Source organism: Streptomyces sp. NPDC054842 (assembly GCF_053611025.1).
Window position 1 is genome coordinate 62,412 of the sequence record NZ_JBSGZN010000022.1, and the last position, 25,381, is coordinate 87,792.

Annotated in this window: 23 protein-coding genes and 1 riboswitch; of the genes, 17 read left to right on the forward strand and 6 right to left on the reverse strand. The window is 73.0% G+C overall.

Features of this window, described 5'->3' with window-relative positions; genetic code table 11:
- Nucleotides 1–148: 148 nt before the first annotated feature.
- Together trpD and ACWGIS_RS18940 are read left to right on the forward strand one after the other, a co-directional pair.
- On the forward strand, nt 149–1,213 hold the full coding sequence (gene trpD, locus ACWGIS_RS18935; RefSeq protein WP_453363573.1) for an anthranilate phosphoribosyltransferase: 1,065 nt from the start codon (nt 149–151) through the stop codon (nt 1,211–1,213).
- An 85-nt stretch (nt 1,214–1,298) separates the two neighbouring features.
- Nucleotides 1,299–1,415: riboswitch (SAM riboswitch) on the forward strand.
- 188 nt (nt 1,416–1,603) lie between these two features.
- Nucleotides 1,604–2,965: an aminotransferase class V-fold PLP-dependent enzyme gene (locus ACWGIS_RS18940; RefSeq protein WP_453363574.1), complete on the forward strand. Its 1,362-nt coding sequence runs from the start codon at nt 1,604–1,606 to the stop codon at nt 2,963–2,965.
- A gap of 56 nt (nt 2,966–3,021) precedes the next feature.
- Here ACWGIS_RS18940 and ACWGIS_RS18945 read toward each other — a convergent pair whose 3' ends face one another.
- Together ACWGIS_RS18945 and ACWGIS_RS18950 are read right to left on the reverse strand one after the other, a co-directional pair.
- On the reverse strand, nt 3,022–3,303 hold the full coding sequence (locus ACWGIS_RS18945; protein WP_355781475.1) for an Lrp/AsnC family transcriptional regulator: 282 nt from the start codon (nt 3,301–3,303) through the stop codon (nt 3,022–3,024).
- Entirely contained in the window at nt 3,300–4,031 is a 732-nt protein-coding gene (locus ACWGIS_RS18950) for a rhomboid family intramembrane serine protease (protein WP_453363575.1), read from the reverse strand. Before ACWGIS_RS18950 ends, ACWGIS_RS18945 begins: the two co-directional genes overlap by 4 nt.
- A 154-nt stretch (nt 4,032–4,185) precedes the next feature.
- Here ACWGIS_RS18950 and ACWGIS_RS18955 point away from each other — a divergent pair, with 154 nt between their 5' ends.
- From ACWGIS_RS18955 to ACWGIS_RS18975, 5 genes are all read left to right on the forward strand, one after another.
- Entirely contained in the window at nt 4,186–4,425 is a 240-nt protein-coding gene (locus tag ACWGIS_RS18955; protein ID WP_355781480.1) for a hypothetical protein, read from the forward strand.
- 71 nt (nt 4,426–4,496) lie between these two features.
- The gene (locus ACWGIS_RS18960) at nt 4,497–5,846 is read left to right on the forward strand and encodes an NYN domain-containing protein (RefSeq protein ID WP_453363576.1); all 1,350 of its coding nucleotides are present in this window, start codon (nt 4,497–4,499) and stop codon (nt 5,844–5,846) included.
- A gap of 351 nt (nt 5,847–6,197) precedes the next feature.
- Nucleotides 6,198–7,232: an NlpC/P60 family protein gene (locus ACWGIS_RS18965; protein WP_453363577.1), complete on the forward strand. Its 1,035-nt coding sequence runs from the start codon at nt 6,198–6,200 to the stop codon at nt 7,230–7,232.
- A 238-nt stretch (nt 7,233–7,470) separates the two neighbouring features.
- A complete protein-coding gene (locus ACWGIS_RS18970; RefSeq protein ID WP_453363578.1) occupies nt 7,471–8,484 on the forward strand; it encodes an NlpC/P60 family protein in 1,014 nt (337 codons plus the stop codon).
- Between the two features lie 88 nt (nt 8,485–8,572).
- Nucleotides 8,573–9,784, forward strand: a complete 1,212-nt coding sequence (locus ACWGIS_RS18975) for a hypothetical protein (RefSeq protein WP_453363579.1) — start codon at nt 8,573–8,575, stop codon at nt 9,782–9,784.
- Nucleotides 9,785–9,812: 28 nt separating this feature from the next.
- Here ACWGIS_RS18975 and ACWGIS_RS18980 read toward each other — a convergent pair whose 3' ends face one another.
- On the reverse strand, nt 9,813–11,054 hold the full coding sequence (locus ACWGIS_RS18980; protein WP_453363580.1) for a glycosyltransferase 87 family protein: 1,242 nt from the start codon (nt 11,052–11,054) through the stop codon (nt 9,813–9,815).
- Nucleotides 11,055–11,191: 137 nt separating this feature from the next.
- Between ACWGIS_RS18980 and ACWGIS_RS18985 the strand changes: the two genes are divergently transcribed.
- Complete coding sequence (locus ACWGIS_RS18985; protein WP_453363581.1) at nt 11,192–12,334, forward strand: glycosyltransferase family 4 protein; 1,143 nt, start codon at nt 11,192–11,194, stop codon at nt 12,332–12,334.
- 514 nt (nt 12,335–12,848) lie between these two features.
- Here ACWGIS_RS18985 and ACWGIS_RS18990 read toward each other — a convergent pair.
- Entirely contained in the window at nt 12,849–14,645 is a 1,797-nt protein-coding gene (locus tag ACWGIS_RS18990; RefSeq protein WP_453363582.1) for an AMP-dependent synthetase/ligase, read from the reverse strand.
- Between the two features lie 296 nt (nt 14,646–14,941).
- Between ACWGIS_RS18990 and ACWGIS_RS18995 the strand changes: the two genes are divergently transcribed.
- From ACWGIS_RS18995 to ACWGIS_RS19020, 6 genes are all read left to right on the forward strand, one after another.
- Nucleotides 14,942–15,739 (forward strand): metallophosphoesterase family protein, encoded by a 798-nt coding sequence (locus ACWGIS_RS18995; protein WP_453363583.1) that lies wholly within the window; start codon nt 14,942–14,944, stop codon nt 15,737–15,739.
- A 180-nt stretch (nt 15,740–15,919) separates the two neighbouring features.
- Nucleotides 15,920–16,363: an SRPBCC family protein gene (locus tag ACWGIS_RS19000; RefSeq protein ID WP_453363584.1), complete on the forward strand. Its 444-nt coding sequence runs from the start codon at nt 15,920–15,922 to the stop codon at nt 16,361–16,363.
- 483 nt (nt 16,364–16,846) lie between these two features.
- Complete coding sequence (locus tag ACWGIS_RS19005) at nt 16,847–18,016, forward strand: ArsA family ATPase (protein ID WP_453363585.1); 1,170 nt, start codon at nt 16,847–16,849, stop codon at nt 18,014–18,016.
- A 102-nt stretch (nt 18,017–18,118) separates the two neighbouring features.
- The gene (locus tag ACWGIS_RS19010; RefSeq protein ID WP_453363586.1) at nt 18,119–18,595 is read left to right on the forward strand and encodes a DUF5304 domain-containing protein; all 477 of its coding nucleotides are present in this window, start codon (nt 18,119–18,121) and stop codon (nt 18,593–18,595) included.
- Between the two features lie 54 nt (nt 18,596–18,649).
- Nucleotides 18,650–19,603, forward strand: a complete 954-nt coding sequence (locus ACWGIS_RS19015) for an ROK family glucokinase (RefSeq protein WP_355794362.1) — start codon at nt 18,650–18,652, stop codon at nt 19,601–19,603.
- A gap of 221 nt (nt 19,604–19,824) precedes the next feature.
- Nucleotides 19,825–20,595, forward strand: a complete 771-nt coding sequence (locus ACWGIS_RS19020; RefSeq protein ID WP_453363587.1) for an endonuclease/exonuclease/phosphatase family protein — start codon at nt 19,825–19,827, stop codon at nt 20,593–20,595.
- A 46-nt stretch (nt 20,596–20,641) separates the two neighbouring features.
- Here ACWGIS_RS19020 and ACWGIS_RS19025 read toward each other — a convergent pair whose 3' ends face one another.
- Together ACWGIS_RS19025 and ACWGIS_RS19030 are read right to left on the reverse strand one after the other, a co-directional pair.
- Nucleotides 20,642–21,274 (reverse strand): hypothetical protein, encoded by a 633-nt coding sequence (locus tag ACWGIS_RS19025; protein WP_453363588.1) that lies wholly within the window; start codon nt 21,272–21,274, stop codon nt 20,642–20,644.
- Nucleotides 21,267–22,076: an alpha/beta hydrolase gene (locus tag ACWGIS_RS19030; RefSeq protein ID WP_453363589.1), complete on the reverse strand. Its 810-nt coding sequence runs from the start codon at nt 22,074–22,076 to the stop codon at nt 21,267–21,269. The genes ACWGIS_RS19025 and ACWGIS_RS19030 overlap by 8 nt, the downstream gene beginning before the upstream one ends.
- Nucleotides 22,077–22,322: 246 nt before the next feature.
- On the opposite strand from ACWGIS_RS19030, the gene ACWGIS_RS19035 reads away from it, so the two are divergent.
- From ACWGIS_RS19035 to ACWGIS_RS19045, 3 genes are all read left to right on the forward strand, one after another.
- Complete coding sequence (locus ACWGIS_RS19035; protein WP_453363590.1) at nt 22,323–23,138, forward strand: lysophospholipid acyltransferase family protein; 816 nt, start codon at nt 22,323–22,325, stop codon at nt 23,136–23,138.
- 27 nt (nt 23,139–23,165) lie between these two features.
- Nucleotides 23,166–24,386 carry a MacS family sensor histidine kinase gene (macS, locus tag ACWGIS_RS19040; RefSeq protein ID WP_453363591.1) on the forward strand — a complete coding sequence of 407 codons (1,221 nt, stop codon included), beginning with the start codon at nt 23,166–23,168 and terminating at the stop codon, nt 24,384–24,386.
- 258 nt (nt 24,387–24,644) lie between these two features.
- Complete coding sequence (locus ACWGIS_RS19045; RefSeq protein ID WP_453363635.1) at nt 24,645–25,292, forward strand: response regulator; 648 nt, start codon at nt 24,645–24,647, stop codon at nt 25,290–25,292.
- Nucleotides 25,293–25,381 lie beyond the last annotated feature (89 nt).

Below are 25,381 nucleotides of genomic sequence, written 5' to 3' on the forward strand. Positions count from 1 at the left end.
CCCCGGTCCCGACCGGTCGCCACGGCTGGAGCCCCGTCCATTGCATGGACGGGGCTCTTTGCCGTCCCCGGGCGTGGATAGGGTGGACCCTGCCCGTCACCGGTCGTGCGCGGGCTCTCGTCCTCGTCTACGAACCCAGGAGCGGCATATGAGTGCTGTGACCCCCGCTGGAGGCGACATCGCGGCGGGCCGTTCCTGGCCCCAGGTGCTGAACGGCCTGCTGGACGGGCGCGACCAGAGCGCGGACGAGACGGCCTGGGCGATGGACCGCATCATGCGCGGTGAGGCGACGGACGCGCAGATCGCCGGGTTCGCGGTGGCGCTGCGGGCCAAGGGCGAGACCGTCGAGGAGATCTCCGGCCTGGTCCGCGCGATGTACGAGCACGCCAACGTGATCGAGGTGCCCGGGGAGACCGTCGACATCGTCGGCACGGGCGGCGACGGCGCGAAGACCGTCAACATCTCCACCATGTCGGCGATCGTCGTGGCCGGCACGGGCGCCAAGGTGGTCAAGCACGGCAACCGGGCCGCGTCGAGCGCGTCCGGCGCCTCCGACGTCCTGGAGAAGCTGGGCGTGAATCTGGAGCTGACGCCCAAGCGGGTCGCGGAGGTGGCGGAGGAGGCCGGGATCACCTTCTGCTTCGCGGTGAAGTTCCACCCCGCGCTGCGTCATGTGGCCGCCGCCCGCGGTCAATTGGGCATCCGCACCACCTTCAACTTCCTGGGCCCGCTGACCAACCCGGCCCGGGTCAAGGCCCAGGCGGTCGGGGTGGCCGACCTTCGGATGGCGCCCATCGTCGCCGGTGTCTTCGCCGAACGCGGCAACTCCTCGCTGGTGTTCCGCGGCGACGACGGCCTCGACGAGCTGACCACCACGGCCACGTCCCGGGTGTGGGTCGTCCGCGACGAGAAGGTCCACGAGGACGGCTTCGACCCGCGTGACGTCGGCATCGAGCTGGTCCCGGTCGAGGCGCTGCGGGGCGCCGACGCCTCGTACAACGCGGACGTCGCCCGGCGGCTGCTGAACGGCGAGACCGGGCCCGTACGGGACGCGGTGCTGCTGAACGCAGCGGCGGCCCTGGTCGCCCTGGAGCCGGAGAGCGGGCCCCTCGCGGACCGGATCCGCGCGGGCATGGATCGGGCCGCCGAGGCCATCGACTCCGGGGCCGCGAAGCGGACCCTCGACCGGTGGGTCGCGGCCAGCAACGCCTGAACGGCACACGGCAGCACGCAAGGCGCGGTCCGGATTCTGGACCGCGCCTTGCGCGTCCGCGATCATCTGGCAAGATGCTGTACCAGGTCATGAGCGACAGCCATCAGGCCCCGGCCGGCTGTCCGGCAACCCTCCGTCCGTGGCGGGGTGCCCCGGGTGAAGACCAGGCCGTAGGCAGCGAGGTCTACGGCAAGCGCGGACCCCTCGCACTCTTCCGAGTGAGCACCGCCAGGGGTCCTGGTCGTTCGAGGGAGCCTTCTGTGAGCAAGCGAATGCGGTAGGGCGTAGAGCCCCGCCTCCGCACACCCTTCTTCCCTTCCTGTGCCGTCGACGCCCCTCTGCGCGGGCTGTCCGCACAGCGATCTCGCCTGCCACTCACAGGAGTTCGCCATGTCCGTCCCCACCGCTGCCGCCGACCGTTCCGTTTGTGCCCCGCTGCCCGTTCTGGGCAGGGATGTCACCGTCCCCCTCGTCACGGGCGGCGAGGTCACCTACGCCGCGCTGGACTACGCCGCCAGCGCCCCGGCCCTCCAGCGCGTCTGGGACGACGTCGCCGCGTACGCCCCCTACTACGGCAGCGTCCACCGGGGCGCCGGTTACCTCTCCCAGCTCTCCACCGACCTCTTCGAGAGCGCCCGCGTGACCGTCGCCGAGTTCCTCGACTGCCGCGCCGGCGACCAGGTCGTCTTCACCCGCTCCACCACCGACTCCCTCAACCTGCTCGCCGGGGCCCTGCCGGCCGACTGCCAGGTCTTCGTCTTCGAGACCGAGCACCACGCCTCGCTGCTGCCCTGGCGCGACGCCCGCGTGACGTACCTGAACGCCCCGCGCACCCCCGGCGAGGCCGTCGCCACCCTGGAGCGCGCGCTGGCCGCCCGCGACCCGTACGGCCCCGCCCTGGTGTGCGTCACCGGCGCCTCCAACGTCACCGGTGAGCTGTGGCCGGTGCGCGAACTCGCCGCCGCCGCCCACGCGCACGGCGCCCGCATCGTCCTGGACGCCGCCCAGCTCGCCCCGCACCACCCGGTGTCGGTCCGGGACCTGGACGTCGACTGGGTCGCCTTCTCCGGGCACAAGCTGTACGCGCCCTTCGGCTCCGGCGTCCTCGCCGGCCGCGCCGACTGGCTGACCGAGGCCGAGCCCTACCTCGCGGGCGGCGGCGCCAGCCGCAAGGTGTCGCGGCGCGCGGACGGCGGGGTCGACGTCGAGTGGCACGACAGCGCCGCCCGCCACGAGGCCGGCTCCCCGAACGTGATCGGCGTGTACTCCATCGCGTCGGCCTGCAAGGCGCTCACCGAGGCCGGCTTCGACACCCTGGTCGCCCGCGAGCGGTACCTGATCGACACCGTCCGCGCGGGCCTCGCGGAGGTGCCCGAGGTGCGGGTCCTGTCGCTGTTCGGGGACGACGCCCCGCGGGTCGGCGTCATCTCGTTCGTCGTCGACGGCTGGAACAGCTCGCACTTCGCGGCGGCCCTGTCCGCGGAGTACGGCATCGGCGTGCGCGACGGCCTGTTCTGCGCCCACCCGCTGGTGCGCACCCTGCTCGGCAGCGACCCGCAGAGCCAGGGGGAGTGCGGCGCCCCCGAGGCCGCGCCCGGCGAGAAGTCCCTGAACGCGATCCGCGTCAGCTTCGGCGCCGGCACCCCGGACGAGCACGTGGAGCGCTTCGTCCGCGCCGTGAAGGAGCTGGTGCGGGACGGCGCTCGGTGGCAGTACCGCACCCAGGACGGGCGGTGCGTGCCGGCGGTCTGAGGCCGGAGGTACGGCTCAGCGCCCGGAGGCGGCGGACGCGGTGAGGTCCCGGCAGGTCAGGAGTCGAGACCGATCGCGAACGCCGCCTCCAGGTCGTGCTGGGAGTACGTGCGGAACGCGACGTGGGTGTCGGTGCCCTCGACGCCGGGGATCTTGCTGATCCGGCCCGGGATGACGTCCGCCAGGTCGTCGTGGGCCTGCACGCGGACCATGGCGATCAGGTCGTAGGTGCCGGTGACGGAGAAGACCTCGCTGACGCTGTCGAGGGCCGCGATCGACTCCGCGATCTCGGGGATCCGGTCCACGCTGGTCTTGATGAGCACGATCGCGGTGATCACGGCTGGTTCTCTCCCTCGGGGGCCGTCACTGGGGTTTTCACTCTAGTCGCACGGCCGAAGCGCACCCAGGCGCAGAGGAACCCGGCGGTGAAGCCCAGCAGGTGGGCGAGGTAGGCGACCCCGGGCCCCTGGTCGTCGCGGCCCGCCGCGAGCCACTGGAGGACCGCCCAGAAGGGCAGGACCACCCAGGCCGGGAAGCGCAGCGGCAGGAAGAAGAGGAACGGGAAGAGACTGGTCACCCGGGCGCCGGGGAACAGGTACAGGAACGCTCCGAGGACCGCGGAGATCGCTCCCGAGGCGCCGACCAGGGTCTGCGTGGACCCGGCGTTGGCGATCGCGTAGCCGAGCAGGGCCAGGTACCCGCAGCCCAGGTAGAAGAGGGCGAACCCGGCGCGGCCCATGCGCTCCTCCGCCATCGCCCCGAAGACGTAGAGGAAGAGCATGTTGCCCAGGAGGTGGAGCCAGCTGCCGTGGATGAACAGCGCCGTCGCGGGAGTGAGCAGGGCGCGCGGCCGCCCGTCGAGGAGTTCGGCGGGGATCACGCCCCAGCGGCGGAAGTACGCCTGCTGGGCGGCGAACAGCTCGTCGCCGGTGCCGTACACCGGGTTCAGTCCCGCCGCCGGGCCGATCACGAAGATCAGGCAGCAGACACCGATCAGTCCGTACGTCACCGGCGCGGACTGTCCCCGGTCCGTCCGGCCGATCACCGCGCTCCACTTTCCGATCATGCGACAGAGCATGACGTAACCGGACCGAAGCGCACAGACCGCCTCGCCGCATGGACGGCCGAGCGTCGAGGACCCGCCAGGCCGTAGGGTACGAGCCACACGCACCAGGGAAGCTGGCGCATCACGGACACTAGAGGGAAAGCGAACAGCCACGATGACGGTTCCCCTGCCGACCGCCGAGACCCGGTGGCGCTGCATGCTCTGCGGCAACCTCACGCGTTTCGACGTGACCCGCTCGTCGAAGGTCGTCGAGTACGTGCACCTCGACCTGGCCGGTGAGCCGAAGGTCGAGGAGCGCGAGGTGGTCAGTGAGACCATCGACTCGGTCCGCTGCCGCTGGTGCAACGCGGTGGATCAGGTGGAACTGGTGGACAGGCCGGGCGCCGGCTCCTGACGATGGGGGTCCCCCCGCTCGAGCGAAGCCGAGAGTGGGGGAGGGCCCCGCGAGAAATTGGGGTGTGACGGATGGTGGAGACCACGGGCGGGGAGCCGGACGACGGCACCGCCGAGGTGCTCGACCGCCCGCTGCCCGACGGCGTGCGGCGCCGGGTCGTGCAGATCGTCTCCGACGGCTTCGGCGGCCTCACCGTGGCCGAACTGCCCCCGCAGCTGAGGCAGTACGCGCGCTTCGCCCCCAACCGGCGGGCGAAGTTCGCGGGCAACGCCATGGCCGCGGCACTGGAGACGGACCCGCTGTTCCGGCAGCGCATCGCCGAGAAGCTGAGAGAGGCCCAGCCGGAGCTCACCGGTGCCCTGGACGCGGGTTCACCGCCTCCGGCCGCGGACCCGCTGGACGTGGCGGCCGCGGCCTACGTGTTGCGCCCCACGGGCTGGGTGAAGCTCGTCACCGCCGCGGGCGAGGAGGCCCTGCGGGCGGACGCCGAGCGCGCCGATGAGGAGAACCGGGCCGAGCTGGAGCGGCTGCGCGAGGAACTCGCGGCGGCCCGCGGCCAGACCAGGGCCGAGACCGAACGGCTGCGCACGGAGCTGGAGTCGGCCCGCAAGGAAGCCGAATCGCTTCACCGCAAGCTGCGCAGCGCCCTCAGTGACGTCAAGCGGGGCGAGGCCGCCCTCCGCAAGATCCAGAACGAGATGGAGACCGCGCGCGCCGAGGGGCAGGCACAGCTGTCCGCCGCCGAGAGCGAGAGCCGGCGGCTCAAGGCGCGCCTCGGTGAGGCCGAGGCGGCCCTGGAGGCCACCCGCAGGGCCGCGCGCGAGGGACGCAGCGTCGAGGACATGCGGGTGCGGCTGCTGCTCGACACGGTCCTGGACGCGGCGCAGGGGCTGCGGCGCGAACTCGCCCTGCCCCCGGTGTCCCAGCGTCCCGCCGAGACCGTGGACGCCGTCGAGCCCGGACGGATGACGCCGAAGGACATCGCCGCCCGCGCCCTGTCCGAGAACGACCCGGCGATCATCGACCAGCTGCTCGCGCTGCCCCAGGCCCATCTGGTCGTCGACGGGTACAACGTCACCAAGACCGGCTATCCGCAGATGCCGCTGGAGAAGCAGCGGCTGCGGCTCCTCGGCCAGCTCTCGCAACTCGCCGCGCAGACCGGTGCCGAGGTCACCTGTGTCTTCGACGGGGCCGAGCTGGCCGCGCCGGTGCTGCTCGCTCCGCCGCGCGGGGTGCGGGTGCTGTTCTCCAAGCCCGGGGTGACGGCGGACGAGCTGATCCGCCAGCTGGTGCGCGCCGAGCCCCCGGGGCGGCCCGTGATCGTCGTGTCGACCGACCGCGAGGTGGCCGACGGGATCGCCAAGGCGGGTGCGCGGCCGGTCGCCTCGGTGGTGCTCCTCAAGCGCTTCTCGCGCGGCTGAGGCGGAGCCGAATACACCGCTTTACGACGCCGGGTCCGCCGAGGCGCCTTTCCGTGCTTACCGGCCCATAGGAAACGTACGCACCATGCGTAACGTCTGGGCCTGATGCCCGAATTGGCGAAACCTTCACGCAACGTAGCGTCAAACGCGCATCACTGCACGTGAGTTGCCGGTAAAGAATGCACTCGGTGACCGAGATTTTTCCTGCGAGGATTTGAACTGATCACAAGGAGGTCACTAGGGTCAGGCCTCGAACCTCCGCTCGGGTGATCACTCATTGGGAGTGACGGTGGAGGGACACCGCCCGTCGGCGCATCGGCAGGCGGCTGGAGGAAGAAGGAGCTCGCCTTCGTGGCGTCCCACCGTCGACCCAAGCAGCCGAGCCGCACCCGTGTGACCGTGCTCACCACCGCTGCTGCCGCCGCAGTCGCCCTCAGCTCGCAGGCCGCCAACGCCGCGCCGAGCGAGAAGCCGAGCAAGGACGAGGTCAAGTCCAAGGTCGACAAGCTCTACGAAGACGCCGAGAAGGCCACCGAGAAGTACAACGGGGCCAAGGAGAAGCAGGACAAGCTCGAGAAGCAGATCGGCACCCTGCAGGACAACGTCGCCCGCGGCCAGGAAGAGCTCAACGACCTGCGCGACGGCCTCGGTTCGCTGGCCACCGCCCAGTACCGCTCCGGTGGCATCGACCCCTCCGTCCAGCTCTTCCTCTCCTCGGACCCGGACGACTACCTCGACAAGGCGTCCACGCTCGACCAGTTGAGCGGCCAGCAGGTCGAGGCGCTGAAGAAGATCCAGGAGAAGCAGCGCTCGCTCTCCCAGCAGCGCCAGGAAGCCTCCGCCAAGCTCAAGGACCTCGCGGACACCCGCACCGAGCTCGGCAAGAAGAAGAAGGAAGTCCAGGGCAAGCTCGCCGAGGCGCAGAAGCTCCTCAACACCCTGACGGCCAAGGAGAAGGCGGCCCTCGACGCGGAGCAGGCACGCGCCACCCGCGCCAGCGAGCGCAGCGCCCTCGACTCCGGCGCCAAGCCCGCCTCCGGCCGGGCCGGAGCGGCCTTCGCCGCCGCCCAGACCAAGCTCGGCTCGCCGTACGTCTACGGCGCGACCGGCCCCAGCTCCTTCGACTGTTCGGGCCTCACCTCGTGGGCCTACGCCCAGGCCGGTGTCGGCATACCCCGTACCTCGCAGCAGCAGGCCAACGCCGGCACCCGCATCTACTCCCAGAGCGACCTGCAGATCGGCGACCTGGTCATCTTCTACGGCGACCAGCACCACGTGGGCCTCTACGCCGGCAACGGCCAGGTGATCCACGCGCCGCGCACCGGAACCGTCGTGCGCTACGAGTCGATCGGCAACATGCCCTTCCAGTTCGGCGTCCGCGTCTGACATCCTCCGTGCGGCCCGCCCCGGCGGGCCACCCTCCCACGGCCGCCGCCGTACCGCCCAAACGGGCGAATTGACGCGGCTCCCGCTGACCCCGCGCCCCGCTGATGACCTGCGTCTGAGGCGGGGCGTCACGTTGTGTGCCCGCCGGGGTCTTTGGCCGTCGCGTAGTCGCACGGCTACTGTCTGGCGCGTTTCCCCCAACACCGGGGGTCCGTCAGCGGAGGGAGAGCGGCTACCCGTGGGGTCCCATCGTCGCCTTGCACCATCCGGGTTCGACCGGGGCGCGGCCGCCGCCGCCGTCTGCGTCCTGTCCGCCGCGGCCGCCGCCCTCGGGGCCGTACCGGCCCTCGCCGAGCCCGAGGAGGACACCCGGTCCACCGTGGACCGCCTCTACGAGCAGGCCGAACAGGCCACCGAGGCGTACAACAAGGCCGACGAGCGGGCGGACGCCCTGCGCGAGCAGGTGTCCACGGCCCAGGACGAGATCGCCCGCCGGCAGGAGCGCGTCAACACCATGCGGGACGCGCTCGGTTCGCTGGCCGGAGCCCAGTACCGCTCCGGCGGGCTGGACCCCTCGCTCGCCCTGCTGTTCTCCGACGACCCGGACGACTACCTCGACAAGGCCGCCGTGCTCGACCGGATCGGCGTGCACCAGGCGGGCGAACTCAAGGAACTGCAGACGGCCATGCGCGACCTCGCCCAGCGGCGCGACGAGGCGAGCGACAAGCTCGCCGAACTGGAACGCAGCCGCGCCGCCGTCGCCCGGCACAAGAAGACCGTCGAGCAGAAGCTGGGCAAGGCGCGGGAGTTGCTCAACTCGCTGCCGTACGCGGAGCGCGCCGCCTACGACCGGGCCTCCCGCTCCGGACGCGCGGGCGTGCCCGACCCCGGCGCGGCGCCCGCCTCGGGCCGGGCCGCCGCCGCCGTCGCCGCCGCGCGCTCGGCCCTCGGACGCCCGTACGTGTGGGGCGCCAACGGCCCCGGCGGCTTCGACTGTTCGGGCCTGATGCAGTGGTCGTACGCCCAGGCCGGTGTCGGGCTGCCGCGCACCTCGCAGGCCCAGCGGTACGCCGGACGCCAGGTGCCGCTCTCCCAGGCGCAGCCAGGCGACCTGGTCACCTACCGCTCCGACGCGAGCCACATCGGGATGTACATGGGCAACGGCCAGGTGATCCACGCCCCCTACCCGGGCGCGCCGGTCCGCTACGACCCGGTGGGCATGATGCCGGTGTCCTCGGTGACCCGGGTCTGACCGGACGGCCCGGTGCGGGGGTCCGGTTCCGGACGGGTTCCCGGACAGCGGGCGGACGCCCCGGCCGGCCCGCCGTACGATCGGGAACGTGGCTGGTCGTGGGCGGGTGTCGGGGGCGGTGGCGAGCTGTGTGCTGCTCCTCGTGTCCCTGGTCGGCTGCGCGGGCCGGCCCGCGCGCGACACCGCGGCCGACGCCGTGCAGCGCGTGCTCGACCGGCGGGCGGCGGCCGTCCTGCACCGGGACGCGGCGGCCTACCGCGCCACCGGGACCGGGGCCGCCGGGACCACCGCCCTCGGAAACCTGCGCGAGGTACCGCTGGCCGCCTGGTCGTACCGGCTGACCGGCTTCCACCGCACCGGCGACACGGCCACCGCCGACGCCGACCTCAGCTACCGCATCGAGGGCTACGACCGGGCGCCGCTGACCGCGGCCCGCACCCTGCGCCTGGCCCGCGGCGACGGCCGCTGGCACGTCGTCTCCGACCGGCCCGCCGTGAAGGCCGCCGAACAGCTCTGGGAGCAGGGGCCCGTGCGCACCGTACGCGGCGAGCACAGCCTCGTCCTCGGCGTCGGGCAGTCGGCCGAGACCCTGCGCGGGTACGCGCGGCTCGCGGACCGCGCGGTCCCCGCGGTGTCGCGGACGTGGGGCACGGACTGGTCGGGGCACGTCGTCGTGCTCGTACCGAAGTCGCTGGACGGCATGGCCCAGCTGCTCGGCGCGGCGGCCTCCGGGTACCGGGGGATCGCGGCCGTCACCACCGGCGAGGCGGGCGGCTCGGCGAGCGCGCCCGCGGACCGGATCATCGTCAACCCCGAGGCGTACGGCGTCCTCGGCGCCCTCGGCCGGCAGGTCGTGCTCACCCACGAGACCACCCACGTCGCCACCCGCGCCCACACCACCGCGGCCACGCCCCTGTGGCTGTCGGAGGGCTACGCCGACTGGGCGGGCTACCTGGGCAGCGGGCGGGCCGCCACCGAGGTCGCCCCGGAGCTGGAGCGCGCCGTGGTGGACGGGCGGCTGCCCGCCGGCCTGCCCGAGGACGCGGACTTCGGCTTCACCGGCGACGCGGCGCGGCTCGCGCGGGCCTACGAGGGCGGCTGGCTGGCCTGCCGGCTGATCGCCGACCGCTGGGGCGAGGTCCGGCTGAACGAGTTCTACCGCGCCGTCGGCGAGCACCGGCAGCGCGCCGGGGCCGTCGAGGCCGCGCTGCGGGACGTCCTGCACACGTCGCCGGAGGAGTTCACCGGCCAGTGGCGGGACTACCTGCGCGCGCAGCTCGGCCCGCGGGCCGCTCCGTAGGCCGTGTCCGCCCCGGCGCCGGGCGACGTCAGGACGAGGCGAGGGACGCCTTGCTGCGGGTGGCCTGCGGGGGGACCGTCGGGGCCGGCTGGGAGACCGTGCCCCGCCACAGCTCGCGGGCGGCGAGGAGGACGGCGGCGACCAGGAGGCCGTTGCGAGCCAGCAGGAGCGTTACACCGAGGGCGTCGCTCGCCACCACGTGCGAGAAGAACACCGGGAACTCCAGGACGGTCGCCAGGGCCGCCGCCAGGACCAGCAGGGCCGGCCGGGTCATCCGGGTGCCGCGGAAGCACAGGCAGACCGCCGCCAGCCCCACCAGCCACACCATGTACTGCGGGCTGATCACCCGGCTGGTGACCGTGAACATCAGCCCGGCGACGAACGCGGCCTCGGCGAGCGTGTGCGCCAGGAAGCGCCTCGCGCACAGCCGCCACAGCAGCATCCAGCCGAACGCGACCGCGGTGAGCAGGAGCGCCGCCCCGCTCACCAGGCCGACGTGCGGGCCGAGGAACTCCACCGAGCCGTAGTTCAGCAGCACCTCGCCCTCCCAGCCGAAGTGCCGGGCGACATGGAAGACCAGCGAGCCCAGCGACTCCACCTCCGTGCCGCGGCCGCGCTGGTAGGCGAGGAAGGAGAACGCGCCCGGCATCCCGGTCCCGAAGAGCAGGGCGAGCCCGCCGGCGGTCACCGCCGCCGTGCCCCAGGCCCGCCGGGCACTGCCCTTCGCGGCCCCCGCCAGCACCAGCGCCGGCCACACCTTCAGCAGCGCCCCGAACCCGGCCAGTGCCCCCATCGCCCGCGGGTGGCGGACCCCCGCGAGCAGCGCGGCCACGGCGACCGCCGTCACCATCACGTCGTAGCGGGCGTACACGGTCGGGCCGAGCAGCGCGACGCCCACCACCCACACCCAGGCCCCGCGCGGGGACTTCCCGGGACGCCGCCCCGCGTACCCGAGCAGCGCGAACACCAGCAGGTCGGCGAGGAGCGCCAGCACGAAGAACGCCGACGCGTAGTCGAGGAAGGGCAGCAGGGCGGGGGAGAGGACCGGGAGCGCCGCGGCGGGCGGGTACTGCCACGTGACGTCGTCGAGCGGGAAGGTGCCGGTGCGCAGCACCTCGTACCAGCCCTGGTAGATCACGGACACGTCGCTCGTCACGTCGGGCCCCGGGAAGACGAACACCCGGAACACGAACAGCAGCAGCACCGCCCTGGTCAGCGCCCAGACCCCGAGCGGCGCGTACGGGAACCTCTCGCCCCGCGTGCCCGTCATGCCCACCTGGCCCCCGTTCGTCCGGATCGTGCGTACGCGCAGTCATGATGGCCCGCGGCGCTGTGCGAGGGCCGTCAAACACGGCCGTACGGAGCTGTCGGTACGGCCGGGAGAGCGGTTGGGTAGGGTCGGGCGCGATGGACAAGACGCTGATCGTGACCAACGACTTCCCGCCCCGCCCCGGCGGCATCCAGGCGTTCCTGCACAACATGGCGCTGCGGCTGGACCCCGGGCGGCTGGTGGTCTACGCGTCCACCTGGAAGCGCGGTCACGAGGGTGCCGAGGCGACCGCCGCCTTCGACGCCGAGCAGCCCTTCACCGTCGTACGGGACCGCACGACGATGCTGCTGCCGACGCCCGCGGTGACCCGGCGGGCGGCGGGCCTGCTGCGCGAACACGGCTGCACGTCGGTCTGGTTCGGCGCCGCGGCACCGCTCGGACTGATGGCACCGGCGCTGCGCAAGGCGGGCGCCCGGCGGCTCGTGGCGACCACCCACGGCCACGAGGCGGGCTGGGCCCAGCTGCCCGCGGCCCGGCAACTCCTGCGCCGGATCGGCGAGTCCACGGACACCATCACCTACCTCGGGGAGTACACGCGCTCGCGGATCGCCTCCGCGCTGACGCCCGAGGCCGCCTCCCGCATGGTCCAACTGCCGCCCGGTGTCGACGAGAAGACCTTCCACCCCGGCTCGGGCGGCGACGCGGTCCGCGCCCGGCTCGGCCTCACCGACCGGCCGGTCGTCGTCTGCGTCTCGCGGCTCGTACCGCGCAAGGGCCAGGACACCCTGATCCGCGCCCTGCCCCGCATCCTGGCGGCTGAGCCGGAGACGGTGCTGCTCGTCGTCGGCGGCGGACCGTACGAGAAGGACCTGCGCCGGCTCGCCCACGCCACCGGTGTCGCCGGCTCCGTCCGCTTCACCGGCGCGGTGCCCTGGTCGGAGCTGCCCGCGCACTACGGCGCCGGTGACGTCTTCGCCATGCCGTGCCGTACGCGCCGGGGCGGGCTCGACGTCGAGGGGCTCGGGATCGTCTACCTGGAGGCGTCCGCGACGGGCCTTCCCGTGGTCGCCGGGGACTCGGGCGGCGCGCCCGACGCCGTACTGGACGGCGAGACCGGCTGGGTCGTCCGCGGCGACGCCCCGGAGGAGACCGCCGACCGCATCGTCACCCTCCTGGGCGACGCGGAACTCCGCCACCGGATGGGTGAGCGGGGCCGCGCATGGATCGAAGAAAAATGGCGCTGGGACCTCCTGGCGGACCACCTGAAGGCCCTCCTGTAGCCGAGAGCGCGCCCACACTCCCCCTCGATCCGTCCGGTCGTGTCACGGGCGCGACAAGCCTCCACGGCGGGGAGGGTCGCAGACGGGCCCGGCGGTCGTACGGCGGGTGGGCGTGTCAGGGGCGCGGGGAACGGCGCGACGAGCCTCCACGGCGGGGAGGGTCGCAGACGGGCCCGGCGGTCGTACGGCGGGTAGGCGTTTCAGGGGCGCGGGGAACGGCGCGACGAGCCCCCGCGGCGGGAGGGTCGCGGACGGGCCCGGCGGTCGTGCGGCGGTTGGGCGTTTCAGGGGCGCGGGGAACGGCGCGACAAGCCCCCACGGCGGGCAAGCCGCAAACGACCACCCCACGGCGGCCGAGCCGAAAGCCAAGCCCGCCCCCGGGGACAACACCCCGCACACGAAAAGGGCGCCCGCACACCCGGACGCCCTCCCCACCCCACCCCACAAGGCCCCCACGCCCAGTGGACCCCGCCCACCGCTCACCCCGGCCGACAGGGGAACCGCTGCTCGGGCATCAGCCCCGATAAATCGCCTCGATCTCGTCCGCGAAGTCCTTCGCCACCACGTTCCGCTTCAGCTTCAGCGACGGCGTGAGATGCCCCGACTCCTCGGTGAACTGCGCCGGCAGCAGCCGGAACTTCCGCACCGACTCGGCTTTGGACACCGCCGAGTTGCCGTCGTCGACGGCGTCCTGGATGGCGCGGAGCAGCTCCGGGTCCTCCCGGAGCGACGCCGCCGTGGACCCGGCCGGCTTCCCGTGCTCCTCGGCCCAGCGGCCGAGGAACTCCTCGTCGACGGTGACCAGCGCGCCCACGAAGGGCCGCCCGTCGCCGACCACCATGCACTCCGCGACCAGCGCGTGCGCCCGGATACGGTCCTCGATCACGGCCGGGGCGACGTTCTTGCCGCCCGCGGTGACGATGATCTCCTTCTTGCGGCCGGTGATCCGGAGGTACCCGTCCTCGTCGAGGGTGCCGATGTCACCGGTGTGGAACCAGCCGTCCGCCAGCGCCTCGGCGGTCGCGCCCTCGTTGTTCCAGTACTCCTTGAACAGGTGCTCGCCGTGCAGCAGCACCTCGCCGTCGTCCGCGATCCGCACCACGGAGCCCGGCAGCGGCTGCCCGACCGTGCCGATCTTGGTGCGGTCCCACGGGTTGAAGGCGGTGGCCGCGCAGGACTCGGTGAGCCCGTAGCCCTCCAGGACCGTGAAGCCGATGCCGCGGAAGAAGTGGCCGAGGCGCTCGCCGAGCGGCGCGCCGCCGGAGATCGCGTACTCGCCCCGTCCGCCGAGCACGGCCCGCAGCTTGCTGTAGACGAGCTTGTCGAAGGTCTTGTACTTGATCTTCAGGCCGAGGGACGGCCCGGAAGGGGTGTCGAGCGCGCGGCTGTACGCGATCGCGGTGTCCGCCGCCTTGTCGAAGATCTTGCCCTTGCCGTCGGCCTGCGCCTTGGCGCGCGCCGAGTTGTAGACCTTCTCGAAGACGCGCGGCACGCCGAGGATCAGCGTCGGCCGGAACGCCGCCAGCTCGTCGGTGAGGTTCTTGATGTCCGGGACGCAGCCGAGCTTGATCGGCGCCATCATCGGCGCCACCTGCACCAGGCGCCCGAAGACGTGTGCGAGCGGCAGGAAGAGCAGGACCGAGCACTCGCCGGTGCGGAACAGCGGGCGCAGCCGCTCCACGATGTTGCCGCACTCGGCGAAGAAGGCGCGGTGGGTGAGGACACAGCCCTTGGGGCGGCCGGTCGTGCCGCTGGTGTAGACGATGGTCGCCGGGTCGTCGGCCTTGGCGGCCGAGCTGCGCTCCTCGACGGTCTCGTCGGAGACGTCCTTGCCCGCGCGCCCCAGCTCCTCGACGCCGCCGGCGTCGATCTGCCAGATGTGCTTCAGCGCGGGCAGCCGGTCGCGCACCGACTCGACGGAGGCGGCGTGCGTCTCCAGCTCGACGATGCAGGCGGTCGCGCCCGAGTCGCCCAGGATCCACTGCACCTGCTCCGCCGAGCTGGTCTCGTACACCGGGACGGTGACCGCGCCGGCGCTCCAGATCGCGAAGTCGAGCAGGGTCCACTCGTAGCGGGTGCGGGACATCAGGCCGACCCGGTCGCCCGGCTGGACGCCGGATGCGATCAGGCCCTTGGCCGCGGCCCGCACCTCGGCGAGGAACGTCGTGGCGCTGACGTCCGTCCACGTGCCGCCCACCTTGCGGGCGATGACGGCGACGTCGGGATGCTGCGCGGCGTTTCTGCGGACGATGTCGGTCAGATTGCCGTCCGCAGGGACCTCGTACAAAGCCGGAAGGCTGAACTCGCGCAAGACTGCTGCTCCTCATAGGGCGCCGGCGCCACGACTCTGTGTGATGCGACGGTGCGGTCCAAGGCTCGGGCAGGTGCTCGAAGACGTCATGGTTGAAATCCTGAGCACGACTGGACGGCCCGGACGTTACCCGCCGGTATGGCTTCTTCGACAGGGGGTCCCGGCGAGATGTTCTATGCGTCACACGTGTTGGCGTTCCTTCGCGCACAGTAGTCCACCCCCTTCGGGACTAGCCAGTAACCGCAGGTCCGGCCGCCTCTGTTCACGTTTGCCGCACACGCCTACGCTTGATCGTCATGGCACCCACACGAGGCGGTAACCGAAGGACGCGCGTCCACGTGGTCAGCGACGTGCACGGCAACGCGCGCGACCTGGCCACGGCCAAAGAGGGCGCCGACGCCCTGATCTGCCTCGGTGACCTGGTGCTCTTCCTGGACTACGCCGACCATTCGCGCGGCATCTTCCCCGACCTGTTCGGCCCGGAGAACGCGGACCGCATCGTCGAGCTGCGCACCGCCCGCCGCTTCGAGGAGGCGCGCGAGTTCGGGGCGCGGCTGTGGAGCGGGATCGGCGCGGACCGGGCGGCGGCCATCGAGAAGGCGGTCCGCCGGCAGTACGCCGAACTGTTCGGGGCCTTCCCGACACCGACGTACGCGACCTACGGCAATGTCGACATGCCGACCCTGTGGCCGGAATACGCCGGACCCGGTACGACGGTCCTCGACGGCGAACGGGTGGAGATCGGCGGGTGGGTCTTCGGGTTCGTCGGCGGCGGACTGCGCACGCCCATGCGCACGCCGTACGAGATCAGCGACGAGGAGTACGCGGCGAAGATCGAGGCGGTCGGCGAGGTCGACGTGCTGTGCACGCACATCCCGCCGGAGGTGCCGGAGCTGGTGTACGACACGGTCGCGCGCCGTTTCGAACGCGGCAGCCGGGCCCTGCTGGACGCCATCCACCGCACCCGCCCGCGCTACTCGCTGTTCGGCCACGTCCACCAGCCGCTGGTCCGGCGGATGCGCGTCGGGGCGACCGAGTGCGTGAACGTGGGGCACTTCGCGAGTTCGGGCCGGCCCTGGGCCCTGGAGTGGTGAGGTCCCGGATCCACCGGGCGGGCCACGCGGTGTTCCCGGCCCCGGCGACACGGGGCGCGGCGGACGGCGGGCGGCCGCGGACGCGGTGACGGCGGGCGGGTCCGCGCGCGGTAGCCTTCACGCTGCACACACGTGCGCAGCACCCTTCCTCACCGGACCGCATCTGGAGGAGCCACCGCGATGGCGGAACACACCAGCTCGAGCATCACGATCGAGGCGGCACCGGCCGACGTCATGGCGGTGATCGCGGACTTCGCCCGCTACCCGGACTGGACCGGCGAGGTGAAGGAGGCGGAGGTTCTCGCCACGGACGCGCAGGGCCGCGCCGAGCAGGTGCGTCTCGTCATGGACGCGGGCGCCATCAAGGACGACCAGACGCTGGGCTACACCTGGACCGGCGACCACGAGGTCTCCTGGACCCTGGTCAAGTCCCAGATGCTCCGCTCCCTGGACGGCTCGTACCACCTCGCCCCGGCCGGCGCCGGCGCCACCGAGGTCACCTACCGCCTGACCGTCGACGTCAAGATCCCCATGCTCGGCATGATCAAGCGCAAGGCCGAAAAGGTCATCATCGACCGCGCCCTGGCGGGCCTGAAGAAGCGAGTGGAATCCGGCGAGAAGTAGCCGGAGCGCGACGCCGCCCGACGATGCCGAGGGCGCGCTCCGGCGTCGGGGGCGAGCATTCAGCCCGTCCGGCGTTTGAGGACGAGCCCGCAGGGCGTTCGGCGGTCGGGAGACCGAGATTGCCGGGGCGTCGGGGGTGAGCATTCAGCCCGTCCGGCGTTTGAGGACGAGCTCGCAGGGCGTTCGGTGGTCGGGGGACCGAGGGTGTCGGGGGCGTCGGGGGTGAGCATTCAGCCCGTCCGGCGCTTGAGGACGAGTCCGGAGGGCGTTCGGTGGTCGGGGGACCGAGGGTGCCGGGGGCGTCGGGGGTGAGCATTCAGCCCGTCCGGCGTTTGAGGACGAGCCCGCAGGGCGATCGACGGCGGGGCAACCGACGGCACCCTCACAACGCGGCCGGCGGAGCCAGACCCACCCCGCCGGGCAGGCCAACGCCCAGGTGGACCCCGCCCCCCGGCCGGCAAGGCCCAGGTACCGTTCACCACCATGCGCACCATCCTGATCACCGGCCAAGGCGGCACCGGCCGCACCACCGTCGCCGCGGCCACCGCGCTGAAGGCCGCCCGCGAGGGCACCCGCACCCTGGTCCTGAGCGCCGACCGCACCGACACCCTCGGGGCGTGCCTCGGCACCCGCACCGGCGCCGACCCCGTCGAGGCCGCGCCGCACCTCACCGCCTGGCGCCCCGACGCGGCGGAACGCTTCCGCGACGACCTCACGGCGTTCCAGGAGCGCGCCACCGGCGCCCTGGACCTGCTCGGCGCCACCCGCCTCGACGCCGAGGAGGTCACCCCGCTGCCCGGCGCCGAGGAGCTCGCGCTGCTCCGCGCCCTGCGCGACGCGGCCACCTCGGGCACGTACGGCCTGCTGGTCGTCGACCTCCCGCCGGCCCCGCAGGCCCTCGCCCTCCTCGCCCTCCCCGAGGAACTGCGCCGCTATCTGCGCCGGCTGCTCCCCGCCGAACGACAGGCGGCCCGCGCCCTGCGCCCCATGCTCGGCCGGCTGGCCGGCGTACCGATGCCCGCGGAGTGGCTGTACGAGACTGCGGCCCGCTGGGACGTCGAGCTCGCCGCCGTGGAGGCGGTCGTCGCGGACGCCGCCACGACCGTACGGCTGGTCGCCGAGCCCGGACCGGCCGGCGCCGACGCCGTACGCACCGCGGCCACCGCCCTGGCCCTGCGCGGCCTGCGCGTCGACTCGCTGATCGCCAACCGCGTGCTGCCTGCCGACACCGAGGACCACTGGCTGGCCGCGCTGTCGGCCCAGCAGGGCAAGGCCCTGGACGAGTGGCGGGGAGCGTACGCCCTGCACGAGGTCACGCACCTCGGGCACGACCCCCGCGGCGCCGACGACCTGACCGCACTCGCCGTCCCCGGTCCGGGTGAACCCGGGACGCCGGTCGAGTGGCCCGTCACCGACCACCTCGCCGACGACGGGGTGCTCGTCTGGCACCTCCCGCTGCCCGGCGCGATACGCGAGGAACTCGACCTCGTGCGCCGCGGCGACGAACTCGTCGTGGCCGTCGGACCGTTCCGCCGGATCGTGCCGCTGCCCTCCGTGCTGCGCCGCTGCACGGTGGCGGGCGCCGCCCTGCGCGAGGGCGAGCTGCGCGTCCGGTTCGCCCCCGATCCCGGACTGTGGCCGCGGGGCGGATGACCGGATCGCGGGCACCGGCCGGGAAACCGGGCGCGGACACGGTGAACCGCTTACCTCCGTTCGGGTAACGTCGGAGGGACGAAACGTAGTCAGGAGTCCGCCATGAGCGAAGAGCGCCCCACGTCCGACGCCGCTCAGGACCGGGACGACGAGGTGCGAGCCGCCGACGCCGACGCCGACGCCTGGGCGAAGGCGTGCGCCGAGGACCTGGCGGCGGAGAAGGCCCGCCGCCGGGCCGAGCAGGGCAAGCCGCCCGGCTCCGCCGCCGAGGAACTGCGCAAGCTGGTCGACGCCGTCGCCGACAAGCTGTCCGGACTGCAGTCGCCCCTGTTCGGAGCCGTCGCCTCGGGCACGGCCCAGCAGATGGTCAGCCAGGTCGTGCAGCAGGCCAAGGCGGCGGTGGAACCGGTCATCGAGCGCAACCCGGACGTCTTCGACCACCTGGCGGCCGCCGGCTCCGAGCTGCTGGCCGCCTACCGCTCCGCCGTCGAGGCCCAGGAGCGGCGCTGGACGGCCGGGGACACCACCCGGCCCCGGGACGAGGGCACCGGTCCCGGGGAACACATCGACTTGGACTGAGAGCCCCTCGGGTACGGTTGCCCGTAGCGGGGCTCGACCGAAACTGAGGGATTCATGGGACTCACCATCGGCGTCGACATCGGCGGCACGAAGATCGCGGCCGGCGTGGTCGACGAGGAAGGCAACATCCTCTCGACCTTCAAGGTGCCGACCCCGACCACGCCGCAGGCGATCGTGGACGCCATCGCCGCGGCAGTGGAGGGCGCCCGGGCGGGGCACGACATCGTGGGCGTGGGCATCGGTGCCGCCGGTTACGTCAACCGTCAGCGCTCGACCGTGTACTTCGCGCCGAACATCGACTGGCGGCAGGAGCCGCTGAAGGACGAGGTCGAGGCCCGGGTCGGTCTGCCCGTCGTCGTGGAGAACGACGCGAACGCGGCCGCCTGGGGCGAGTACAAGTTCGGTGCCGGCAAGGGGCACCGCAACGTCATCTGCATCACCCTCGGCACCGGCCTCGGCGGCGGCATCATCATCGGCAACAAGCTGCGCCGCGGGCACTTCGGCGTCGCCGCCGAGTTCGGGCACATCCGCATGGTGCCGGACGGGCTGCTGTGCGGCTGCGGTTCGCAGGGCTGCTGGGAGCAGTACGCGTCCGGCCGGGCCCTCGTGCGCTACGCCAAGCAGCGCGCCAACGCCACCCCCGAGCGCGCCGAGGTCCTGCTGGCCCTCGGGGACGGCACCCCGGACGGGATCGAGGGCAAGCACATCTCGATGGCCGCCCGGCAGGGCTGCCCGGTCGCCGTGGACTCCTACCGCGAGCTGGCCCGCTGGGCCGGCGCCGGCCTGGCCGACCTGGCCTCCCTCTTCGACCCCTCCGCCTTCATCGTGGGCGGCGGCCTGTCGGACGAGGGCGACCTGGTGCTCGACCCGATCCGCAAGTCGTACAAGCGCTGGCTGGTCGGCGGGAACTGGCGGCCCGTGGCCGACGTCATCGCCGCGCAGCTGGGCAACAAGGCCGGTCTCGTCGGTGCGGCCGACCTGGCCCGGGAGCCCGACCCCGTCATGTGACGGCCCCCGCTCCACGGCAGCGCCCGCCGCACCCCACGAGGGGCACGGCGGGCGCTGCCGCGTTCGTACGCCACCGCCGCCGCGCCTGCCCGACGGCCGGGCGCCGCCCCCCGACGCGACCCCCAACCGGTCAGGGCGTGCCCCGGCCGCCGGCCGAACCGCCGGAACGGGTGGGGCCGTCCTGGACGTGGGCCGGGGGCGGCTGTCGTATCTTGATCGGCATGTCTGCGAGCACGCCGAGCGCGACCAGTCCGCTGCCCGACTCCCGCACCGAGGCCGACGGTTCGGCCGTCGTACGGGTGCTCAGCTACAACATCCGGTCGATGCGCGACGACACCGACGCCCTCGCCCGGGTTATCGGCGCCTGCGCGCCCGACCTGGTCCTCGTCCAGGAGGCGCCGCGGTTCTTCCGCTGGCGCAAGAAACTGGCCCGGCTCGCGGCGGCCTCGGGGCAGGTGGTCCTGACGGGCGGCGCCACGGCGTCCGGGCCCGCCGTCCTGTGCAGTCTGCGCGCGACGGTCGAACGGACCGAGGACGTCCTGCTCCCGCTCACCCCGGGCCTGCACCGCCGCGGCTTCGCGACCGCCGTGGTCCGCTTCGGCGGGGCCCGCCTGGGCGTCCTGAGCTGCCATCTCTCACTGCAGAAGGACGAGCGGTACCGGCAGGCCGGCATGCTCCTCGACCGCGTCGCCGGACTCGGCACCCCGTACGCCGTCGCGGGCGGCGACCTGAACGAACGTCCCGGCGGCCGTGCCTTCACCCGCGTCGGCGAGGAACTCCGGGACTGCTGGGCGACCGCCCCCTGGGGCGCCGAGCACACCTCGACCCCCGCCGACCCGCACCAGCGCATCGACGCGCTCTTCGCCACCCCGGGCGTCGAGATCCTGGGCTGCGGGGTGCCGCTCGGCCATCCGGGGGTGACGCAGACGGACCTGAGGGCGGCCACGGACCACCTTCCGGTCCTGGCCGCCCTCAGAATCCCCGCCGCTTAGGTCTCCCCGCCCCCTCCGCGCCGTCAGGCCGTGAGGGGCGCGGGTCTCAGACGACCGCGCCGCGGCCGGGGTCGTCCTCGCCCTCGTCGTCGCCCCGCATCCGCATGACCAGCGTGCCGAAGCCGCCGAGGAAGCCGCCGATGCCGAGGGTGGCGAGCCACCAGGTCATGTCCCAGCCGAGCAGCACGGCGAGCAGCAGCAGCACGGGCCCGCCGGTCACCGCGAGCCAGGCGAACTTGGCCGTCGTGTCGGCCGCGGGCAGCGGGGGCGGCTCGGGCGGCACGAAGTGGCCCTCGTCGTCGTCGCCGAAGTCGTCCTCGGAGGCGTCGGGGGACTCGTAGTCGCGGGGGCCGCCGCCGACGCCCGGGGCGAAGGCGACGGAGCTGCCCAGCGGCCTCGCCGACGCGGGCGGCTCCTTCGAGCGCCGGCCCGTGGCGTCCTTCTCCGGGTCGTCCGCCCCGGTGCCGTCCGACTTGGCGTCGTTCGTCTCCGGGTCCAGCAGGGCCAGGTCCTCGACGGACTTGAACGGCTTGGCGCCGGGCGGGTCCGGCGGCTCGGCACCGTACCCCGCGACGATCGCCGCCCACGCGGCCTCCTCGTCGAAGGGGACGCTCTGCTCGTCACCGAGCGGCGGGTCCTTCTCGTCTGGCTCGCCGCGGTCCGCGTCGTACTCAGCCACCGGTGGCCGTCCCTTCCTGCTGACTCACCTGACCCGCTTCGGACTCGTCGCCGACCTCGGGCGCGAGCCGGCCGATGAACGCGTAGCTCTCCTCGAAGATCCGGTCCGCGTCATGGTCCAACGTCGCGACGTGGTAGCTCTGTTCCAGCAGGATCTCGGTCACGTCCGTGGACGACACCCGGCTGAGGATGCGGGCCGAGTCGGCGGGCGGCACGACATGGTCCTGCGGGCTGTGCAGCAGCAGCATCGGCTGCGTGACCTGCGGCAGCTCGGCGTCGACCACCCGGAAGAAGTTCCGCAGCGAGTGGGCGGCGTGCAGCGGCACCTTGTCGTAGCCGATCTCGACGCCGCCCTCCTTGGCGATGTCGCTGGTGAGCCCCTTCGTCGTGCGCACGAGGTGGCGCAGGACCGGAAGAGCGTACGCGGAGAGTCCGTGCACCTTGTTCGCCGGGTTGACGACGACGATGCCGCTGATGTCGTCCCCGTGCCGGGCGGCCAGCCGCAGGGTCAGGGCACCGCCCATGGACAGACCGCAGACGAACACCCGCGTGCACCGCTCCCGCAGGGCCCGCAGCTCGCGGTCCACCTCCGCGTACCAGTCCTGCCAGCCGGTGAGCTGCATGTCCTCCCAGCGCGTGCCGTGCCCGGGCAGCAGCGGCAGCGCGACGGTCAGGCCCCGCTCGGCCAGGTACTCCGCCCAGGGGCGCAGCGACTGCGGGGAACCGGTGAAGCCGTGACAGAGGAGGACGCCGGTCTCTCCGCCTTCGTGGCGGTACGGCTCGGCTCCGGGAAGGACCGGCACCTTCGGTCTCCTTGTTCATCAGGGGGCGGAACGGGCATGTGCGGGCGGAACGGCCGGGGACGGGCCCGACCGGAGGACGGCACGACGACGGGGGCGGCACGTGCGCCCGGGGGTCCCGAGGGTTCGGGGCGTACTTCACCGTACGCGACCGCACTGACACCGACCAGGGTCGTCGGGGCCATTGGCAGTGCCCCGGGTTAAGGTCTGACCGACGACACAGGAGGCACTCGGTTGATCTACGGCGCAATGAAGTTTTCCATCGGAGGGCCACTGAAGCTCGCCTTCAGGCCCTGGGTGGAAGGCCTCGAGAACATTCCCGCCGAGGGCCCCGCCATCCTGGCGAGCAATCACCTGTCGTTCTCGGACTCCTTCTTCCTCCCCGCGGTCCTCGACCGCAAGGTGACGTTCATCGCGAAGGCCGAGTACTTCACCACTCCCGGCATCAAGGGGCGGATGACCGCGGCCTTCTTCAAGGGCGTGGGCCAGCTTCCCGTGGACCGCTCCGGAGGGCGCGGCGCGGGCGAGGCGGCCATCAAGAGCGGGGTCGACGTCATCGAGCGCGGTGAGCTGTTCGGGATCTATCCCGAGGGCACCCGCTCGCCCGACGGACGTCTCTACCGGGGCAAGCCCGGCGGCCTCGCGCGCGTGGCGCTGGCCACCGGCGCCCCCGTGATCCCGGTCGCGATGATCGACACGGAGAAGATCCAGCCGCCCGGGCAGGTGATGCCGAAGCTGATGCGGCCCGGCATCCGCATCGGCAGGCCGCTGGACTTCAGCCGCTACAACGGCATGGAGCACGACCGCTTCGTGCTCCGCGCGGTGACCGACGAGGTCATGTACGAGATCATGAAGCTCTCCGGCCAGGAGTACGTCGACATCTACGCGACGGCCGCCAAGCGGCAGATCGCGGAGGCGGCCAAGGCGGAGAAGGAAGCCGAGAAGGCCGCCAGGGCCGCACTCGCACAGGCGGAGAAGGACAGGGCCCAGGCCGCCGCCAGGGACCGGGCACAGCAGGAGCAGGACGAAAAGGAACGGGCGGACGGGGAACGGTCCGGCTCGTAACCGCGTCCGTCATGGGGGGTGGGGGACATGGCCAAGCGCGAGAGAGTCATGAGGATGTCGGTCGAGCAGCCGCTGTGGCGTGCGCTCACCGCGTACCGCGTGCTGACGCTGTTCTACGCGATCGGGCTCTTCGTCACCGCGTACGACAAGTTCCCCCGGCCCTGGGTCGCCGTCGGCTATTACGTGGTGCTGGCCGGGTGGACCCTCGCGACCCTGCCCCGGGTCTCCGGCGCCGCGGCCTGCACCAGACCGTTCCTCGCCGCCGACCTCACCGTCGCGCTGGCCGGCGTCCTGCTCACCCGGGTCGCCGACGACGTGTCCCGGATAGAGGCGGGCGGTCCGACCCTGCCGTCGATCTGGACCGCGGGATCCGTGCTGGCCTTCGCCATCAAGGGCGGCTGGCGCTGGGCGGCCTTCGCCTCCACGCTCGTCGCGGCCGTCAACATCGCCGAGCGCGGCGCCCCGACCCGGGACACCGTCCACAACGTGATCCTCGTCTGGGTCGCCTCCATCGCCATCGGCTACGTCGTCGAGGTCGCCCGCGCCTCCGAGCGCACCCTCGCCCGCGCCCTGGAGATCGAGGCGGCGACCCGCGAACGGGAGCGCCTGGCCCGCGACATCCACGACGGTGTGCTCCAGGTCCTCGCCATGGTGCAGCGGCGGGGCGCGGTGCTCGGCGGCGAGGCGGCCGAGCTGGGGCGGATGGCGGGCGAGCAGGAGGTGGCCCTGCGCTCACTGGTCTCCGGGGGACTGGTGCCGGTCTCCCGGGTCTCCGAGGACGCGGCGCTCGGTGCCGTCGTCCGCGCGGTGGACGAACCGGACGAGGAGACGGGCGAGCCCGTCGACCTGCGCCCGCTGCTCGCCCGCTACGCACGCGCCCGCGTGACCCTGTCCGAGCCCGGCGCGCCGGTGCCGCTGCCTCCGGCGGCGGCCCGGGAGCTGGCCGGTGCGGTCGGCGCGGCCCTGGACAACGTCCGCGAGCACGTCGGGGAGAGCGCCCGTGCCTGGATCCTGGTCGAGGACGAGCCGGACGCGGTGATCGTGACCGTGCGCGACGAGGGGCCCGGCATCCCGGAGGGGCGGCTCGCCCAGGCCGAGGGCGAGGGACGGCTCGGCGTCGCCCTCTCGATCCGGGGCCGGCTGCGGGACATCGGCGGCACCGCCGAACTGATCTCGGTCCCGGGGCAGGGCACGGAGGTCGAGCTGAAGGTGCCGAAGGCCGCGCGGGGGGCCGCGGGGGTGCGCTGACGCAGGGGGGCGCCGGCGCCGCTACCAGTACCGGTACTGGTAGCGCACGAGTACTGAAGCGGGCCGGACGCAACGACGAGCACGACGAGAACCAAGAGCACGACGAGCACGCCGAGCGGCGACGAGCACGACAAGCACGACGAGCAGTAGAAGCAGTACGACGACTTTCGCGACGACGAGGACGACGGGGCAGTGATGACGGAGACGACGGGGACGACCGGGGCGGCGCGGCAGGCGGACCGGGACCCGATCAAGGTGATGGTCGTCGACGACCACCCGATGTGGCGCGACGCCGTCGCCCGCGACCTCGCCGAGGCCGGTTTCGAGGTGGTGGCCACGGCGGGCGACGGCGAGCAGGCCGTACGCCGTGCCCGGGCCGTCTCGCCCGAGGTCCTCGTCCTGGACCTGAACCTGCCCGCCAAGCCCGGCGTCCAGGTCTGCAAGGAACTCGTCGGCGCCGACCCCGCCCTGCGCGTCCTGGTCCTGTCGGCGAGCGGCGAGCACGCCGACGTGCTGGAGGCGGTCAAGTCGGGTGCCACGGGCTACCTGCTGAAGTCGGCGTCCACGGAGGAGCTGATCGACGCGGTGCGCCGGACGGCGGTCGGCGACCCCGTGTTCACTCCCGGACTCGCGGGCCTGGTCCTCGGCGAGTACCGCAGGCTCGCCTCCGAGCCCGCTCCCGCCGCGGGCGCCGACGAGCCCAAGGCCCCCCAGCTCACCGACCGGGAGACCGAGGTCCTGCGGCTGGTCGCCAAGGGCCTGAGCTACAAGCAGATCGCCGAACGCCTGGTCATCTCGCACCGCACCGTGCAGAACCACGTGCAGAACACCCTCGGCAAGCTCCAGCTGCACAACCGCGTGGAACTGGTGCGCTACGCCATAGAGCGCGGCCTCGACGACGCCTGACACCCAGCGGGTAAACCGCCCGTTCGCCACCGACGAGTGAAGGCGCGTGATCAACTCCCGCACATTGCACTGGAATTGACCTTCCGCCC

What these genes read in the sequence shown, in the direction of transcription:
- trpD (WP_453363573.1), top strand. Translation starts at nt 149, where the DNA reads ATGAGTGCTGTGACCCCCGCTGGAGGCGACATCGCGGCGGGCCGTTCC.
- ACWGIS_RS18940 (WP_453363574.1), top strand. Translation starts at nt 1,604, where the DNA reads ATGTCCGTCCCCACCGCTGCCGCCGACCGTTCCGTTTGTGCCCCGCTG.
- ACWGIS_RS18950 (WP_453363575.1), bottom strand. Translation starts at nt 4,031, where the DNA reads ATGATCGGAAAGTGGAGCGCGGTGATCGGCCGGACGGACCGGGGACAG.
- ACWGIS_RS18955 (WP_355781480.1), top strand. Translation starts at nt 4,186, where the DNA reads ATGACGGTTCCCCTGCCGACCGCCGAGACCCGGTGGCGCTGCATGCTC.
- ACWGIS_RS18960 (WP_453363576.1), top strand. Translation starts at nt 4,497, where the DNA reads ATGGTGGAGACCACGGGCGGGGAGCCGGACGACGGCACCGCCGAGGTG.
- ACWGIS_RS18980 (WP_453363580.1), bottom strand. Translation starts at nt 11,054, where the DNA reads ATGACGGGCACGCGGGGCGAGAGGTTCCCGTACGCGCCGCTCGGGGTC.
- ACWGIS_RS18985 (WP_453363581.1), top strand. Translation starts at nt 11,192, where the DNA reads ATGGACAAGACGCTGATCGTGACCAACGACTTCCCGCCCCGCCCCGGC.
- ACWGIS_RS18995 (WP_453363583.1), top strand. Translation starts at nt 14,942, where the DNA reads ATGGCACCCACACGAGGCGGTAACCGAAGGACGCGCGTCCACGTGGTC.
- ACWGIS_RS19000 (WP_453363584.1), top strand. Translation starts at nt 15,920, where the DNA reads ATGGCGGAACACACCAGCTCGAGCATCACGATCGAGGCGGCACCGGCC.
- ACWGIS_RS19005 (WP_453363585.1), top strand. Translation starts at nt 16,847, where the DNA reads ATGCGCACCATCCTGATCACCGGCCAAGGCGGCACCGGCCGCACCACC.
- ACWGIS_RS19010 (WP_453363586.1), top strand. Translation starts at nt 18,119, where the DNA reads ATGAGCGAAGAGCGCCCCACGTCCGACGCCGCTCAGGACCGGGACGAC.
- ACWGIS_RS19015 (WP_355794362.1), top strand. Translation starts at nt 18,650, where the DNA reads ATGGGACTCACCATCGGCGTCGACATCGGCGGCACGAAGATCGCGGCC.
- ACWGIS_RS19020 (WP_453363587.1), top strand. Translation starts at nt 19,825, where the DNA reads ATGTCTGCGAGCACGCCGAGCGCGACCAGTCCGCTGCCCGACTCCCGC.
- ACWGIS_RS19035 (WP_453363590.1), top strand. Translation starts at nt 22,323, where the DNA reads ATGAAGTTTTCCATCGGAGGGCCACTGAAGCTCGCCTTCAGGCCCTGG.
- macS (WP_453363591.1), top strand. Translation starts at nt 23,166, where the DNA reads ATGGCCAAGCGCGAGAGAGTCATGAGGATGTCGGTCGAGCAGCCGCTG.
- ACWGIS_RS19045 (WP_453363635.1), top strand. Translation starts at nt 24,645, where the DNA reads ATGGTCGTCGACGACCACCCGATGTGGCGCGACGCCGTCGCCCGCGAC.